This window comes from Yersinia aldovae 670-83 (assembly GCF_000834395.1).
Classification (GTDB): domain Bacteria; phylum Pseudomonadota; class Gammaproteobacteria; order Enterobacterales; family Enterobacteriaceae; genus Yersinia; species Yersinia aldovae.
On record NZ_CP009781.1, the window covers coordinates 3,070,418 to 3,085,536 of the forward strand.

Below are 15,119 nucleotides of genomic sequence, written 5' to 3' on the forward strand. Positions count from 1 at the left end.
TATTGTGGTTTATAAGAAGATTTAATTTAGCTTGTTTTTTATACTTTTCAGTTAAGCCGCTGTTTACGAATAATGCTTTTTACTTTTTTAATAACAAATATTTACCGAATATTGAGATGCTACATGGCCGAATTTATGTGACATATCAATGTGGGTATAGTGTAAACAAGGCTTGCAGAAGAGTGTCCAAAAATGATACTGGTTTATAACGTGGACGGCTGGCGGGAGGCTGAACCATAATTTATATCAACTATAGCCCCGTGTTTAATGATTAAGTATTCTATTTTGAATGCAGGGAAATCTGCGTTTTATAGAATGCTTTGAGGAATTTTTAGGGTATGAAAAGTGTAAAAATAAGTCTGGCCTGGCAAATACTCATTGCACTGGTTTTAGGTATTTTGGTAGGTGCTGTATTACATAACCAAATTGAATCCAGAGAGTGGTTAGTTAGTAATATCTTGAGTCCGGCGGGTGATATTTTTATCCGCTTAATTAAAATGATTGTAGTGCCAATTGTTATTTCCACATTGATCGTCGGCATTGCCGGTGTTGGTGATGCGAAAAAACTTGGGCGGATTGGCCTGAAAACCATCATCTATTTTGAAGTTATCACGACAGTGGCCATTATTGTCGGCATCACCTTAGCGAATGTGTTTCAACCAGGGCATGGCATTGATATGTCAGCGCTCACCGTGGTGGACATCTCGCAGTATGAAAAAACCACGGAACAGGTGCAAAGTGGCAGCCACAGTTTGGTAAGCACAATCTTGTCGCTGATCCCCGCCAACGTCTTTGCTTCAATGGCGAAAGGCGATATGTTGCCAATCATTTTCTTCTCGGTTTTGTTCGGTCTAGGATTGTCTTCATTACCAAAAGAGACCAAAGAGCCACTGCTGAATGTATTCAAAGCCGTTTCTGAAAGTATGTTCAAAGTCACTCACATGATCATGCGTTATGCCCCGATAGGGGTGTTTGGTTTGATCTCGGTGACGGTTGCCAACTTTGGTTTTACCTCACTTATCCCGCTGGCTAAGCTGGTTATTCTGGTTTACGCCGCAATTCTATTCTTTGCGTTGGTTGTGTTGGGAACGGTGGCCAGATTATGTAAATTGCGCATCTGGATATTGATTCGGATTCTGAAAGATGAGCTAATTTTAGCTTATTCCACGGCTAGCTCTGAAACCGTATTGCCGCGAATTATCGAGAAAATGGAAGCCTATGGCGCACCAAAATCGATTACCAGTTTTGTGGTTCCGACGGGTTATTCTTTCAACTTAGATGGTTCTACCCTTTATCAAAGTATTGCCGCGATATTCATTGCCCAGCTATATGGTATTGAGCTGTCCATTGGGCAAGAGATCATTCTGGTACTAACGCTAATGGTGACCTCGAAGGGGATCGCCGGTGTACCGGGCGTGTCGTTTGTTGTCTTGCTGGCAACATTGGGCAGCGTGGGTATTCCGTTAGAAGGCTTGGCCTTTATTGCCGGTGTAGACCGAATTCTGGATATGGCACGTACCGCTCTGAATGTGGTGGGAAATGCGCTGGCAGTGTTGGTGATTGCCAAATGGGAACATCAGTTTGACCATAAAAAAGCCAAAGCTTATGAGAAAGCGTTTTTTGCATCCCAGCAGACGCCGGTTAATCAGGGCTAATACATACATAACCCAATGATATATTAGTGAAAACCCCTGTTGGATGAATTCCGATAGGGCGTTTTCATTTGTATTTATGTTCAATAATAGAACAGTGAAATTTTGACTGATTTATAACGATTATTCATTCATTCCTAAACGATATGACCAATTAATCAGTTCTGCCACTTTGTGTACATCCAGTTTCTTCATCATATTAAGTCGGTGAGTTTCCACGGTTTTCTTGCTGATAGATAGCCTGTCAGCAATGATACGGTTACATGCGCCTTCGGTGATTAACTTCAAAACTTGACGCTCGCGGGGGGTTAGCGCTGTTCTGCTGTTGTCACTATTTTGCGTTAGCCTATTCACCCGAGAGATATCCAGAGTGGGGTCAATATAGTGTTTACCAGCGGTAACGGTTTGAATCGCGGCCATCAAGATCTGTTGTGGGCTTTTCTTCAGAACATAACCCAGCGCGCCACTGTTCAATGTCTTATTAGCGTAGTGCTCCTCGTGGCGGGCGGTTAATACCAGAATCTTCATTTTAGGCCAGCGGCGAACAAGCTGAATAATGACGTCAAGACCATCCATTCCCGGTAATCCTAAATCAATTATCACAATGTCCGGCTCGGTTTTCCTGCATAAGTCGTACACATCCAACCCATTATCAGCCTGACCGACTATTTGATAGCGTGGATAAGCCGCGAGCATGTTTCTGATACCATTGATAATCAGTTCATGGTCGTCAACAATCAGTAATTTTACATTCATAAGGTTATTCCTTTAACATGACGATTGAGGCGGAGCTGCAGGTGCTCCGGGGTTAAACAGCAAATCAATTATCTTATCCAGGTGTGCAATATCTTGTTGAGTCATGATTTTGTGAGTTTCGAGAACCACTTCTAATTGAAGTGCCGCTTTATATAACTCAATTAGTCCAGCCTGCCCGGCACAGCCTTTTAGTGTGTGGATTAGGTGCGATAAGAGCGGTAAGTTTTGACGCGCTTCTTTGATTTTCTGCATTAATAGTTGCAGTGAGCGATATAACTCTATGTTAAGTTGCGGGTTCGTCAGATCCAGTAATGGCTTGGGACTGGATATTTGAGGGGTGAGGGGGAGGCCACGTTCCAGTTGAAATTGTGCGGTTAAGTCCAGTATTCCAGCCAGTTGCCACAGAGTGACCGGTTTTGACAGATAATGGCTCATTCCAGACTCATAAGCCCTGGTTTTCTCGTCTGGGCTGGCGTTTGCGCTGAGTGCCGTTATCATGCAGTGTTTATCTACATTTTTCGTATCATTGCGCCAGCATTGGGTTGCTAGCAATCCGTCCATCCCCGGCATACGAATGTCCATCAATACCAAGTCAAAGCGTTGTGTTCGGCCGAGAGATAAAGCGAACTCACCACTTTCAGCCAGAGTGACCTGATGCCCCAATTGTTGCAGCATCATGCCTGTAATATCACGATTGGTCTGCATATCATCAACCAGCAATACGGCCATTTGCCAAGGCTGTAGAGGGATATTTGCGAGCACATTTGACGCATTTTCTTGCGAATATTCGCCTGATTGACGGTTACTCGCCAAATGTCGCTTAACGTTAGCGTATAAGCGGCCAGGCAGGTAGTTCAGTTCCTTATCAGTAAAAAGTGCAGGTAGTCGTTGTGATGATTCATCGTCTGGGGTCTGACAGGTGATGCCCCACGCAGATAATTGAGCGTGCAACGAATGTGGAACACACAGTTCGCCATCAAATAGCCTGCCCTGCACGGTTTCACTCAATGGCAAAATTAATGAGAAGCGGCTGCCACGGTCTGTTTGGCTGGTGAGAACAAGGTGGCCGCCCATCATTCTCGCCAGATTATCTGCAATTGTCAGCCCCAGCCCTGTCCCCTGAGCATAGTCACTACTCTGAACAAAAGGCTGGAAAATCTTCAGTTGATTCTGCGGATCAATCCCACACCCGGTATCCTCAACGCTAAAACAGAGTTTTTGACCTTTACGACAGACATGCAAACTAATGCTACCTTGTTGGGTAAATTTAACCGCATTACCTAATAAGTTGATCAAAATCTGCTTTAAGCGCTGACTGTCCAGCTCGAGTTCCAGTGGCACGTCCGAGCTAACATACGTTGAGAGTGCTATTGGTTTGTTCAATACCAGACTGTGAATGGTCAGCATCGCCTGATCCAATAAAGGCAATAAGGCCGTTTTCTCCTGAGAAAGCGTCATTTGACCGGACTCAATACGCGAGAAGTCGAGAAGATTATTAATTATTGCCAGTAAAGAGAACGAACATTGGCGAGCGGTTTCCGCTAACTGCATTTGCTCTGGAGATAATGGGGTATTTTGCAGTAACTCAACGGCCCCTAAAGCCCCATTTAATGGGGTACGGATTTCATGACTGATCGTGGTCAGATGTTCGCTTTTACGTTGATTGGCTTGCTCGGCTACCTGTTTGGATTTTGCCAGAGCCAGCGTGCGCTCTTTTACTTTCATCTCAAGGGTATCGTATTGCTCGTTTAGCGTATCGAGTAAATTATTGTAAGCACAAGCAATATGCCCTAGTTCATCCATGCGCTTTATCGGTAAGCGCGGTTCCATTGTTTGCGGGCCGGTCGCACCAATAATATTGACGAAATTCCACAATGGGATTGCCAGATAATATCGTAGTAGCAATGACATCACTAAAGTCAGTAACAGTAAAATTGCCAGTGCCAAAGGCAACTGATATAAGGCGGGTTTAGCGGCTTCCCAGGCAAAACCGATGCGTGGATAAATGACTAATTGTTGCCAACCGGGGCCTTTTAACTGCTTTCTTAATACCAGATAATCAGATGTTTGCTGCCAACCGTCGTGCAATACAGTATTTTTTAGCTGAGTCAGGATTTCATGCAATTGGTGGGAGGAGATACTCTGTTGAGCCATCGGTAATAAATCACCATTCTTATCGAGCCATAAATTAATGTCTCGCTGCTCTACCGGTTTGTTATAGCTCACCAACCCATTAATTTTTAGGGCAAAGCCCGCCAACCCGCCCTCCTTATCGCAAACCGCGACCGAGACATGCCAACCCTCTTTAGGGGTATAAGCGGGTGCCCCCCAATAGACATTATTGTGGGTTGGAAAAATGGGCAGTAAAAGTAATTCCTTACGCCGCTGATTCAAATACTGACTTGATACTTTTTGTGGCCTGAATAATGTAATGTCACTGTTTTTCCTCATGATAAAACTATCGAGATAATAGGTTTGTCCGACAGTGCCATAAGCCTGGATGATCTGAAGGTCATCTTTATGTTGCGAGCGATGGCACCGTTCCAGGCTAAATGGAATTGTGTCGTCACTCGTGGTATTGACTGCGAATAAAGGCCACGTTGCCTGATTGCTTTTCCAGCGGTTTATCAATGAAGCCGCATCTCGTTCGGCTCCTTCAAATTGGTGATTACTGAGGTCAGCACGCAGTTCGGCCATATTGGTTAATTCATTTATCAGCCGCTGGCGTGTGTTTTCATATGAGAAAAATGCGGTGACTGCCATCGAAATTAGCCAAATGGCCATTAATGTAACGCCCAGTAATAGTGTCAATCGAGTGACAAGCGATGATGATTTTTCCATAAAGTCGCCTGATTGTTTTTTTTAGTACGCCATAATCTAAATTTGATATCAAGAACTACACTTTTTTCATTACTATTCGTTATAGATTCATTTAGCTCTAACAAAAAAACACTCAGATTTTTAATTTATAGCGGATATTTAATAATGAAAGATACGTAAAGGTATTATCTCGGTATGAATTTTTCGGAAATAGCTGGCAAGTATTTTCTTAAGCAGATCTCAGGTATCTACCCGATCCCTTTCTGCTCTGTTATTTGCCAATATGACTTACGGATAGCATCACTCTCAGGGATATTATGAAATCAATACAATTTATTTTATTTCGACAAGAGGGCGTCTTACGTTGTGATGGAACGAACCAGACCATGTCTGCCGGGAGTTTAGTGGTAACTAACGAGCGGGCAAGTGTGTCGTCTTTCTCGCAGGGTTCGTTTATTTCAATATTGTGCCATGCCATCGATCTTCTGCCTATATATCAAGAAATGGCGAGTAAGATGGTGCAATCAAATAAAATCCGTTTACCCTACAACGTTTCCGGTCATTACAAACTACTCTCTGCCAGTAATGATATTATGTCTGCAACTGAACAGTTGGCTAATATTGAAAGAACGGCATCGTTACGTTTTCTTTACCTTTATTGCTTAGGTTTGGAGCCGGTGTATTTTTCTCAACTATTAGAATCTATTGTAGGTACAAATAGTGAATTACTGGAGTTTTTTGAACAAAACCGCCTCAATCCTTGGACGGTTTCGCGTTATGCCGATGAGTTAGGAATTTCGACACGTAAATTGAACTTTCTTTTTTATGAGAAATTCGGAATGTCTGCAAAACAGTGGCTACTGGATCAACGTTTGAAGAAAGGCTGTGAGCTGCTGTTATCGACTCGGCTGCGAGTGGCTGATATTGCGATGGAGTGCGGTTTTAGCAATCACGCCCATTTCTCTGATAGTTTTCGTCGCCGTTTTCAGCAGTGCCCATCACATATGCGGTCATTGATGGAATAGGATAGGCATTTTCAGCTACGTGTAACAGGGTGTCGCACCTAATATCCTGTGGGCTGTGCCAAACGCGGTGAAACATTATTGGGGCCACCATTCTGGTGTATTATTGGGATAATTTAGCGCCAGCGGTGGTGACGCTCGAAGCCATGCCACAATTGAAACCAGGCAAAATTTTGGAAGTGTTCAGCAACTGCCCGCAATTAATAATACCCCGTTGGATACACGAAACTACGGTTATAACGTGTTGGATATCCAGCGGAGGCCCAACGATTCGCTATTTAATTCAGCGCTGAATTTGCTCTTCATTTATTAACAACGTGTTCTGAGCACAGATAACCAGCGTCTCGTCAAGACGCTGTCTGCCCTTGGATGGTCACTGCTGCTGGTTGCCCCATTATTGAGTCAATACCTGTATTAATGGTGATTCGGTATTGATTACTTCCTCCGCCTAACATTAGTTTTCCGAGGTTGTTTTTGCAGTAGTTGCTACTGCGAGTGACACACCTGCTGCACGAAGCCGCTTTAATATACTGAATAGCAATGAACTTTTGGTATTACTGACCATGCGTGGGCTGGGTACTAAACCGGTGACGCTAAGTACGATACCGTCCGGGCTTAACTGGCTGAATTTCACCGACGGGGCCGGTGTATCGAGTATCGACTCATGCTTTTCATAAGCCTCTATCAATAGTGTTTGTGCCAGTTCAACATCTAAATCCAGTGGGAAAGTGAGAGCAATCGTTACCACCCCTTGCGCGTTAGCCATCGTGGCATTGCGCACATTCTGCGAAATCAATTGTGAGTTCGGTACGATAACCGTCGATCGATCACTTAGCTGGATTTCCGTGGCTCTGACATTGATGCGGCGGATATCCCCCTCAACGCCACTGATACTGATCAAATCTCCCACTTTAACGGGCCGTTCAGTGAGCAAAATAATGCCGGAAATGAAGTTTTTTACGATCTCTTGTAAACCGAAGCCAATTCCGACGGATAATGCGCTGACAATCCAGGCCAATTTATTCCATTGGATCCCCAGCACCGATAGGGTCAGCAGAATCACCAGCACGTAGCCGATATTGCTAAACAGCGTGACCGCTGAGGTTTTTATGCCGCTATCCATCTGGGTTTTAGGCAAAAATTCATTATTTAACCAGCGCCGTGCCGCTTTAAGAACATACAACCCCACTAGCAGACAGATAATTGCATTAAATAGATTGGCCGGGACGATATTTAATTTTTCCAGCCCTTCACCGCTTAATAATTCCCCGGTTTTTTGCAGTAATGAAATCGGTGTAGTAGAACCAAAAGTGCCGTTGAGTAGGGCGATAATTGCCAGCAAGATCAAGAGCACTTTGCTGGTGGCGGACAATAACGTGGCGGCTTGTGCCAAGTGGCGATCGTCAATATTGAGTGACTGCTTGATGGCTTTACCGGCGCTGCTGGTTGGGGAAAAGAGACTGTCAGCCAAATCAACGCACAAATGGACCAGTAAATACAGACAAGCAAGAACCAGGCAGCTCCACACCAGCTTGTAACTGAGGAACTTAGCGAGCGCGATGTAGCCTATCAGTAGCGACAATAGTATGGCTACTGCGGTTATACTAATCGCAAAATGGATCAACCCAGCCAACGTGGAATAGGCTTCCGGTTTTTCACCATTAGCGACCAAATTACGTCGTACCCGGTTGGCCCGTAACGGAATAATGGCGGCGGTTAAGGCGACCAATAGGGCAGCAATGCCGTTACCGAAAATACTCCCCGACACGCTGATATTGATCATGTTATTCATCTGATCAATGGCACCGAAAATCATGATGCAACTGGCCAAGAGGGGCGGGAACAGCCTTAGTGATTGCGCAACTTCATTTGCAATCGCCGGTAAACGCCATGAGGGGCGCTGATTGGAGAGAAACGCCCGCCCCAGCCCGGCGACCAGTGCTGAGAAAAACATCAATTGAACAAATGCTGCTGAAAAATCAATTACAACCTGTGATGCATCAGATGTGCGGGTAAAAGTTTGCGTGATGCATTGCGCTACGGTAACGCTAATTAGTACTGTATACAGGGTGGTTGCCGAGGCCATAAAGCTGCGGCGCAGCGGGCCTTGCGGTAAACATTTGGTGCAAAACCATGCCGTCAGGCTGTCGAGAAACTTAAAGCCAAACACGCCGATAAACAGCGCCAATAACAGGTACATGGTGGTACCCAAACGCCATTCCGGTGACCAGGCGGCGCTCCAGGCATCGCCAAGTTCTTGGGTGAAATCGTTTAAACGACGGTTGTCATTGGCGTCCGGATTAACGATGGGGGCCCAGAAACTGGCTCCTAATAAGCTGCCAGAATTTAAGGCGATTTGTGATTTCAATGCCGTGCGACGTAACGCGATAATTTGTGTCGCCAGGTTTTCAGCGTTGGTTTTGATAGCCTGAGCCTGATCATTTTGGCCATCTAACTGGATTTTTCGCGTATTCAGTATCCGGCGCTGTTGGGCAACCACTGCGGTTTCCGCCAATGCACCGGCAGCAGGCAATGGGCCTAATACTTCCAGTTGTGTTTGCAGTTGCTCCCGCTTGGGTTTCAAGTCGGCTAACAGCATGTCTGCTTCCCGCACCAGTGTCAGTGCGGTTTCGTTCAGCATACTTAACTGATTGTCTGTGGTGCTGACTGAAACATTCTGCTTCAGTTTATCCAACTGTTTTTGCAAGCTAATTAGTTGTACTGGCACTGCCGGTTTCGCTGGCGCTTCACTGTTTTCAGTTGTCGCGACTGGCATTGTGGCAGCAAAGGCCACCCCTGTGGGGGAGGCGAAGATAAGTGTCAGCAGCAGGCATAGCAGTGAATAATATCGATGTGAAGCAAAGTACTTATTCATTTTCATAAAACCGGTCAGCCTGAAAGTGAGTGCCACGATTAGCCAGCAAACAATAAGTGTAGGTGAGCTGGCGATACCTGTCTGATGACCATTGTGGCACACTCTGTACACGGCTGAATATCTTAGTTATGCCCTCGCTTGTTCGAATTCATATAAGAAAGATAAGGGTTATCATTGTAGCTGGCGCTCTCATTTAATCGATTGTCCGCTGCACCTATGGAGCCATGACATGTGGTGCAATGTACCTTAGGTGACGCGCCTGTTTAGCGCCAAAATGGGCGGCTGTAATCCCGCTTGATATCATCCCGACTCAGGCCGATATCTTTTAACTGGTCGGTATTTAATCTGGCCAATGTATTGGCTGTTTTGCGCCGTTCATTCCATTGATATCCGTATCTGTATGCTTTAAGCCATAAGCTGATAAAAATATTGCGGCGTTTCTCGGTTACTCGTGTAGCCGATAAGCAGCATTCATCTATTTGATCTTCAATCATATTGTTCATTATCGACTCCCGTCAGTAGGTGAGCCATTAGCATGAAACTTTGGCGCAGAACATTACAGATGCAAATAGGGGTTATTATTTCCATACAGATATGCGATATATGAACTGAATGGTGCAAACTACCGCTATCTGTACTGGTCGCGCTCAATTTATTAGGTGATATCAATGACTCGTTACCAACAATTGGCTGATATTCTAAGTCAGCGTATTAAAGAGGGGTTGTATATTGCCGGCGAGCGGCTCCCTTCCGTCAGAGTTTTGAGTGGCGAATATGGGGTCAGTATCAGTACTGTCCAGCAGGCTTATCGGCAACTGGAAGAGTGCCTGCTGATTGAGGCTCGGGCGAAATCGGGCTACTTCGTGCGTTGCAGTTCAAATCTGCCCTCCTTACCCGCCACATGTACCCATGCACAGCGGCCGGTAGAGATATCGCAGTGGGAAAATACACTGGCGTTTCTGCAAAGAGGCGATCAGGAGAATATTACCCATCTGGGTGTTGGTTCGCCTGACTTGTCAGGCCCTGGGCTTAAAATACTCAGCCGTTTACTGAGCCGCATTAGCCTGCATCAAAGTGAGGAAGTGCTGGATTACGATAATATTTACGGCACAACGGTGTTGCGTGAGCAAATTGCTCGCCTGATGTTGGACAGCGGCAATCATCAATCGGCTGACAATATCATTATCACTTCTGGCTGCCACGGTGCGCTGGCTATTGCATTGGGCGCTGTTTGCCAGTCCGGTGATATTGTAGCCGTGGATTCCCCTAGCTTTCATGGTGCGATGCAAACCTTGAAAGGGATGGGCATGAAAGTGATTGAAATCCCGACCGATCCGGTGGTTGGGATTAGTCTTGAAGCATTGGAAATGGCGCTGGATCAATGGCCGATTAAAGCCATCCAACTAACACCGACTTGCAATAATCCGCTGGGTTACAACATGCCGGATGAGCGCAAGAAAGCGTTACTGACATTGGCTCAACGCTATGATGTCGCAATAATTGAAGATGATGTGTATGGGGCGCTGGCCTATCAATACCCGCGTCCACCGACCATTGCCTCATTTGATGAAGATGGCCGCGTATTGCTGTGTAGTTCCTTCTCTAAGACGGTTGCACCCGGTCTGCGTATTGGTTGGATAGCCCCAGGCCGTTACCTGGAAAAAGCGCTGCATATGAAATATATCTCTGCCGGGCGGGTTGCTACCTTGCCGCAACTGGCGATGGCGGAGTTTATTAAGCAAGGGCATTACATGCAGCATTTACGCCGGATGCGCCGCCAGTATCAACGCAATCGCGACATTATGACCGGCTGGGTAATGAAGTATTTCCCCGCGAATACTTGTCTGAGTCGGCCACAAGGTAGCTTTATGTTGTGGGTTGAACTGCCTTACGGGTTCGATAGCCTGCGTCTGAATCGCAGTTTACTGCCGCAAGGGGTGCAGGTTGCCGCTGGGTTTATTAGTTCTGCGTCGGGAAAATACCGTAATTGTTTACGACTCAGTTACAGCAAACCGATGACCAGTGAGATTGAGCGGGCAATCCAGAAAGTCGGCAAGACGATTGATGAATTATTGGCAAAGGACGAGCCGAAGGTGGCGCAGGAACAATAAAACAGACCCTAAGCTGATGAGGTTAATGGCAACGCTATCGATAGCTCACGATTGAACGTACCCAAGGGGCGCTCCGGCGTTTCGCATCGCCGTTTCTCCTTAATTTGACTTTGTCAGCACTCTGACCCGCGATAAGCGGGCGTTGAGTCTCGCAGTGTGTAGCAAGCACTTACTGACGCAAATAGATCTGCGGCAAAGGGTTTTCTGGATGGCGAGAGATGCCCAAGTCAGCCTGATACCAGCGAGTCAGCGTCTCGGCGTTGAGCACTTCCTCTGGCGTACCACACGCCACCAATTCACCTTGGGCTAGCAGCAGAATTCGGTCTGCATACAGCGCCGCCAGATTTAAATCGTGCAGGACACAACAGACCGCCAGTGGCTCTTGCTGGGTCAGTTGCCGCAATAAACGCAGTGTGTGTTGCTGGTGATACAGGTCTAATGCGGAGGTGGGTTCATCAAGAAATAGCCAACGTGGTGTCGGCTCTGATTGCCACAATTGTGCTAACACTCTGGCCAGTTGTACACGTTGCTGTTCACCACCGGATAGCGCACGGTAATCACGCTGTGCCAGTGACAAACAATCTGTTTGTGCCATAACCTCTTCCAATGCCTGCCGGTTGTGCACCACCCCGTAAGGTGAGCGGCCCATCTGAATGACTTCGCTGACACTGAATGGAAAAGCCAGATCGCTATATTGACGCATGACTGCGCGGGTACGTGCCAACGCTTGTGGTTGCCAGCGATTAAGTGTTTTCCCGAGTAATCGACACTCACCCTCTGATGGGGAAAGATAACCGGTCAATAAGCGCAGCAGGGTTGATTTACCTGCGCCGTTTGGCCCGATAATCGCCACCATTTCACCGCTGGCAATTTGCAGTGAAACGTCATTAATCAACTTCCGCCCTTGTACTTGATAGGAAAGCTGATTTGCTTCCAATAACGCGGCCGGTGTCATTACCATATCAACCACTGCGTTGCTCCCGCTGACGTAAAATCAGCCACAGAAAATAAGGGCCACCGAGCAGGCTGGTGATCAACCCGACTGGCATTTCTGCCGGTGCGACCAAGGTACGAGCCAGCGTATCAGCAGTGAGGAGCAGGCAGGCACCGCCTAATGCGGCACCGGGCAGCAACCAACGATGATCAGCGCCAATACGCATACGAATCAGGTGCGGTACCACCAGACCGATAAAGCCGATAACCCCACTGACCGCAACGGCAGCACCGATCAGAATGGCACTAAGCAACAGTAAACGGAGTTTGGCTTGCTGTACATTAACACCGAGATAGTGAGCTTCCTCATCTCCTAGCTGTAACAAGTTCAGTTGGCGCGCCTGTAACAACCCAAGTGCGCAGGCTGGCAAAATCAGAGAGGCGGCAACGATCAACGTTGACCACTGTGCCTGCCCCAGGCTCCCCATGCTCCACAGCGAAAATTGGCGTAACTGCTGGTCGTCACTGATATAGGTCAGCACCCCAACCGCAGCACCACACAAGGCATTAATTGCAATCCCCGCCAGTAGCAGGCGGGCTAAGTTGCCATGCCCCCAGCGGCTGAGGGTGAAAATAACGGTTGAAATGGCCAGGCTACCGATGAAAGCACCCACCATATGACTGTACAGAGCCAGTAATGGCGGCAAGCTGAACGGCATCACGATAATCAGCCCAACACACAGGGCGGCACCACTGCTGATACCCAACAGACCGGGATCTGCCAGTGGGTTACGGAATAACCCTTGCATAATCGCGCCGGAAACCGCTAAGGCACCGCCGACCACCACGGCTAGCAACACCCGCGGCAGGCGGATATTTAGCCAGATATGCCACATGGCATCGTCCAGCGAAGCGTGCCACAGCGTGCGAAATGAGAGCGTCAACGCCCCCATGTTGGCCGAGCCAAGTGCTAAAATGATCAGTAGCATCAGTAGGATGCCAAGCATCAGGCGCGGGTGTATCCGGTAATTCATTGTGCTTGTTCCATGCTCTCACGCAGTAGAGCCAGCACTTGGGGGGTTTTTAACCCAAAACCCAGTAGCGCCATATCATCTACCACCAACAGCCGCTGATGTTTACCTGCGGGGGTCATGGCTACCCCTGGGAGTTTCCAGATGCCATTGCTGCCGCCGAGTGCTTTCACGCCGTCGCGGGTGATCAGCAGTAAATCCGGCGAACTGGCAATCACACCTTCTTGTGATAATGGCCGATAACGGCTAAAACCCTGCATTGCATTGCTGCCACCGGCGGCACGTATCATGGCATCCGCCGCGGTATTTTGGCCGGCTGCCATCGGGGTTAAGCCGCCGTGACTCATAACAAATAGCACTTTGACCGGCAGTGGTGTGTTGCTCACTGCGGCTAAACGCTGTTGGTAGTCTTTAATCAGCTTTTGCCCTTGTTCTGGCTGATGAAGTGCCATCGCGACCGCACTGATCTTTGCTGACACGCTTTCCGGTGTGGTTTGGCCCGGAACGGTAACCACACTCACACCGCTGTCTGCGACCTGTTTCAGCACCAGCGAGGGTTGAGCCAGCTCACTCACCAGCAGCATGGTGGGTTTCATCGCCAGAATCCCTTCGGCGTTCAACATCCGCATATAACCCACATCAGGCAGCATCAACGCAGCCTGAGGGTGTTGACTGGTGCTGTCACGGGCCACAATCTCGCTACCCGCACCCAGTGCATAAGCGATTTCTGTTACATCACCACCGATGGTAACAATACGTTCTGTTGCCAATGCATTTAGCGGTAGAAAGACGCTGGCACACAGCGACAGAAGGAAGAAAGGGAGTGACAGCAGCCTGAGTCTCATGCGGCGATATCCTTGTTATTTAGACGGGCAATCTGCTCACGCCATTGATTTTGTTCAGGCTGCCCTTCGGTACGTTGCCCATAGAGTTGAGCAAGTTGGGTGCCATCGGCAGCAAACAGTTCGAGGCTGGTCACAAAGCCGTCTTTAGTGGGTTTCCGTGTGATCCAGCTTTCCGCGATGGCGGTTTCGATCAGATGTAGCGTAAAGCGTTTGTTGAAAACATTAATCCAGTCTTGATGCGGGGTTACTTTTTCAATTAAGCCGGTAAAAATTTGCACACAACCTCGGTTGCCGACAAAAATCATGATTTCGTTCTGATCCTGTTGCGCGATATTAAGTAACTGTGTCAGCGAGCTGTTATCGACTTGATAAGCCAGGTCATCACCTACGGCGCGGAACGCTTGTTGGCGAGTCAGATTATTACGCTTTAGCAACTGGAAGAACTGATGTACATCAGTCATGGCGCGCCATTCGGTATCGACGGTGGCATCATCTGCTGTCGGTTCGGTAACTTCAGGTGCGCTCCGAAGCTCTAGCAGCAATTCTGGGTTTTCTGTGCTGATAAATTTCGCCAGCAGCGCTTCCCAGGCAGCAATATCCGTGTGTTCAGTGACATACACTTTATGTAGGGCATCACCATGATGGTCGAAGAATTGCAGGCTATGACGTACACCATGACGTGTCTCTTCCGACAGGGTAAACACGCTAGCCCACTGATTGAGGAACAGGCGTAAATCCAGCTCGCGTGGATTGAGGATCAAACCGGCATGGCCGTTTAGATGCTGGTTCTCGTAACGCCCCATTTGCTCATGTACCGCATAGGTGTTGCGGGTGATGGCTTTAACCTCACCCAAGGCCTCCAGTGCGGTCAGCAACGTGCGGGCATCGCCATGTATACGTTTCGCATCATGACCGACACGGCTGTGGGTCAGTTCCGCTTCTGAGATGCCCATTAATGTGGCTAAGTCGCGCGCATATTTGCCCGGATTATCGACCTTAGCTTGCACATATTGCTGATAGATTGATTTGCTCATAATGATGTCCTATAGATATTTATATGCAGGTTGCAGTTTT

11 protein-coding genes and 1 pseudogene are annotated in these 15,119 nt (G+C 47.6%); 4 read left to right on the forward strand and 8 right to left on the reverse strand.

Features of this window, described 5'->3' with window-relative positions; genetic code table 11:
- Positions 1 to 338: 338 nt before the first annotated feature.
- A complete protein-coding gene (gene gltP, locus AT01_RS13975; protein ID WP_004699692.1) occupies positions 339 to 1,655 on the forward strand; it encodes a glutamate/aspartate:proton symporter GltP in 1,317 nt (438 codons plus the stop codon).
- Positions 1,656 to 1,775: 120 nt separating this feature from the next.
- On the opposite strand, the gene AT01_RS13980 is transcribed toward gltP, so the two are convergent.
- Both AT01_RS13980 and AT01_RS13985 read right to left on the reverse strand, forming a co-directional pair.
- Positions 1,776 to 2,408 (reverse strand): two component system response regulator, encoded by a 633-nt coding sequence (locus AT01_RS13980; protein ID WP_004699694.1) that lies wholly within the window; start codon positions 2,406 to 2,408, stop codon positions 1,776 to 1,778.
- 12 nt (positions 2,409 to 2,420) lie between these two features.
- The gene (locus AT01_RS13985; RefSeq protein WP_042547561.1) at positions 2,421 to 5,249 is read right to left on the reverse strand and encodes a two component system sensor kinase; all 2,829 of its coding nucleotides are present in this window, start codon (positions 5,247 to 5,249) and stop codon (positions 2,421 to 2,423) included.
- 296 nt (positions 5,250 to 5,545) lie between these two features.
- Between AT01_RS13985 and AT01_RS13990 the strand changes: the two genes are divergently transcribed.
- Positions 5,546 to 6,253 carry a helix-turn-helix domain-containing protein gene (locus tag AT01_RS13990; protein ID WP_042547562.1) on the forward strand — a complete coding sequence of 236 codons (708 nt, stop codon included), beginning with the start codon at positions 5,546 to 5,548 and terminating at the stop codon, positions 6,251 to 6,253.
- Positions 6,254 to 6,327: 74 nt separating this feature from the next.
- Positions 6,328 to 6,543: pseudogene (gene yedF / locus AT01_RS13995) on the forward strand (sulfurtransferase-like selenium metabolism protein YedF).
- Between the two features lie 161 nt (positions 6,544 to 6,704).
- On the opposite strand, the gene AT01_RS14000 reads toward yedF, so the two are convergent.
- Positions 6,705 to 9,161, reverse strand: coding sequence for a DUF3772 domain-containing protein (locus AT01_RS14000; protein WP_162484234.1), 2,457 nt, complete (start codon positions 9,159 to 9,161; stop codon positions 6,705 to 6,707).
- A gap of 227 nt (positions 9,162 to 9,388) precedes the next feature.
- Positions 9,389 to 9,628 (reverse strand): DUF1127 domain-containing protein, encoded by a 240-nt coding sequence (locus AT01_RS14005; RefSeq protein ID WP_004699702.1) that lies wholly within the window; start codon positions 9,626 to 9,628, stop codon positions 9,389 to 9,391.
- 165 nt (positions 9,629 to 9,793) lie between these two features.
- Between AT01_RS14005 and AT01_RS14010 the strand changes: the two genes are divergently transcribed.
- Positions 9,794 to 11,236, forward strand: coding sequence for an aminotransferase-like domain-containing protein (locus AT01_RS14010; protein ID WP_042547564.1), 1,443 nt, complete (start codon positions 9,794 to 9,796; stop codon positions 11,234 to 11,236).
- A 169-nt stretch (positions 11,237 to 11,405) separates the two neighbouring features.
- On the opposite strand, the gene AT01_RS14015 is transcribed toward AT01_RS14010, so the two are convergent.
- The 4 genes from AT01_RS14015 to AT01_RS14030 are packed head-to-tail and all read right to left on the reverse strand — an operon-like array spanning position 11,406 to position 15,079.
- On the reverse strand, positions 11,406 to 12,206 hold the full coding sequence (locus AT01_RS14015) for a heme ABC transporter ATP-binding protein (RefSeq protein WP_082039614.1): 801 nt from the start codon (positions 12,204 to 12,206) through the stop codon (positions 11,406 to 11,408).
- The gene (locus AT01_RS14020) at positions 12,199 to 13,203 is read right to left on the reverse strand and encodes a FecCD family ABC transporter permease (RefSeq protein ID WP_042547565.1); all 1,005 of its coding nucleotides are present in this window, start codon (positions 13,201 to 13,203) and stop codon (positions 12,199 to 12,201) included. Before AT01_RS14020 ends, AT01_RS14015 begins: the two co-directional genes overlap by 8 nt.
- Complete coding sequence (locus tag AT01_RS14025) at positions 13,200 to 14,045, reverse strand: heme/hemin ABC transporter substrate-binding protein (protein WP_042547566.1); 846 nt, start codon at positions 14,043 to 14,045, stop codon at positions 13,200 to 13,202. Before AT01_RS14025 ends, AT01_RS14020 begins: the two co-directional genes overlap by 4 nt.
- Complete coding sequence (locus tag AT01_RS14030; protein WP_042547567.1) at positions 14,042 to 15,079, reverse strand: hemin-degrading factor; 1,038 nt, start codon at positions 15,077 to 15,079, stop codon at positions 14,042 to 14,044. Before AT01_RS14030 ends, AT01_RS14025 begins: the two co-directional genes overlap by 4 nt.
- Between the last annotated feature and the right edge of the window lie 40 nt (positions 15,080 to 15,119).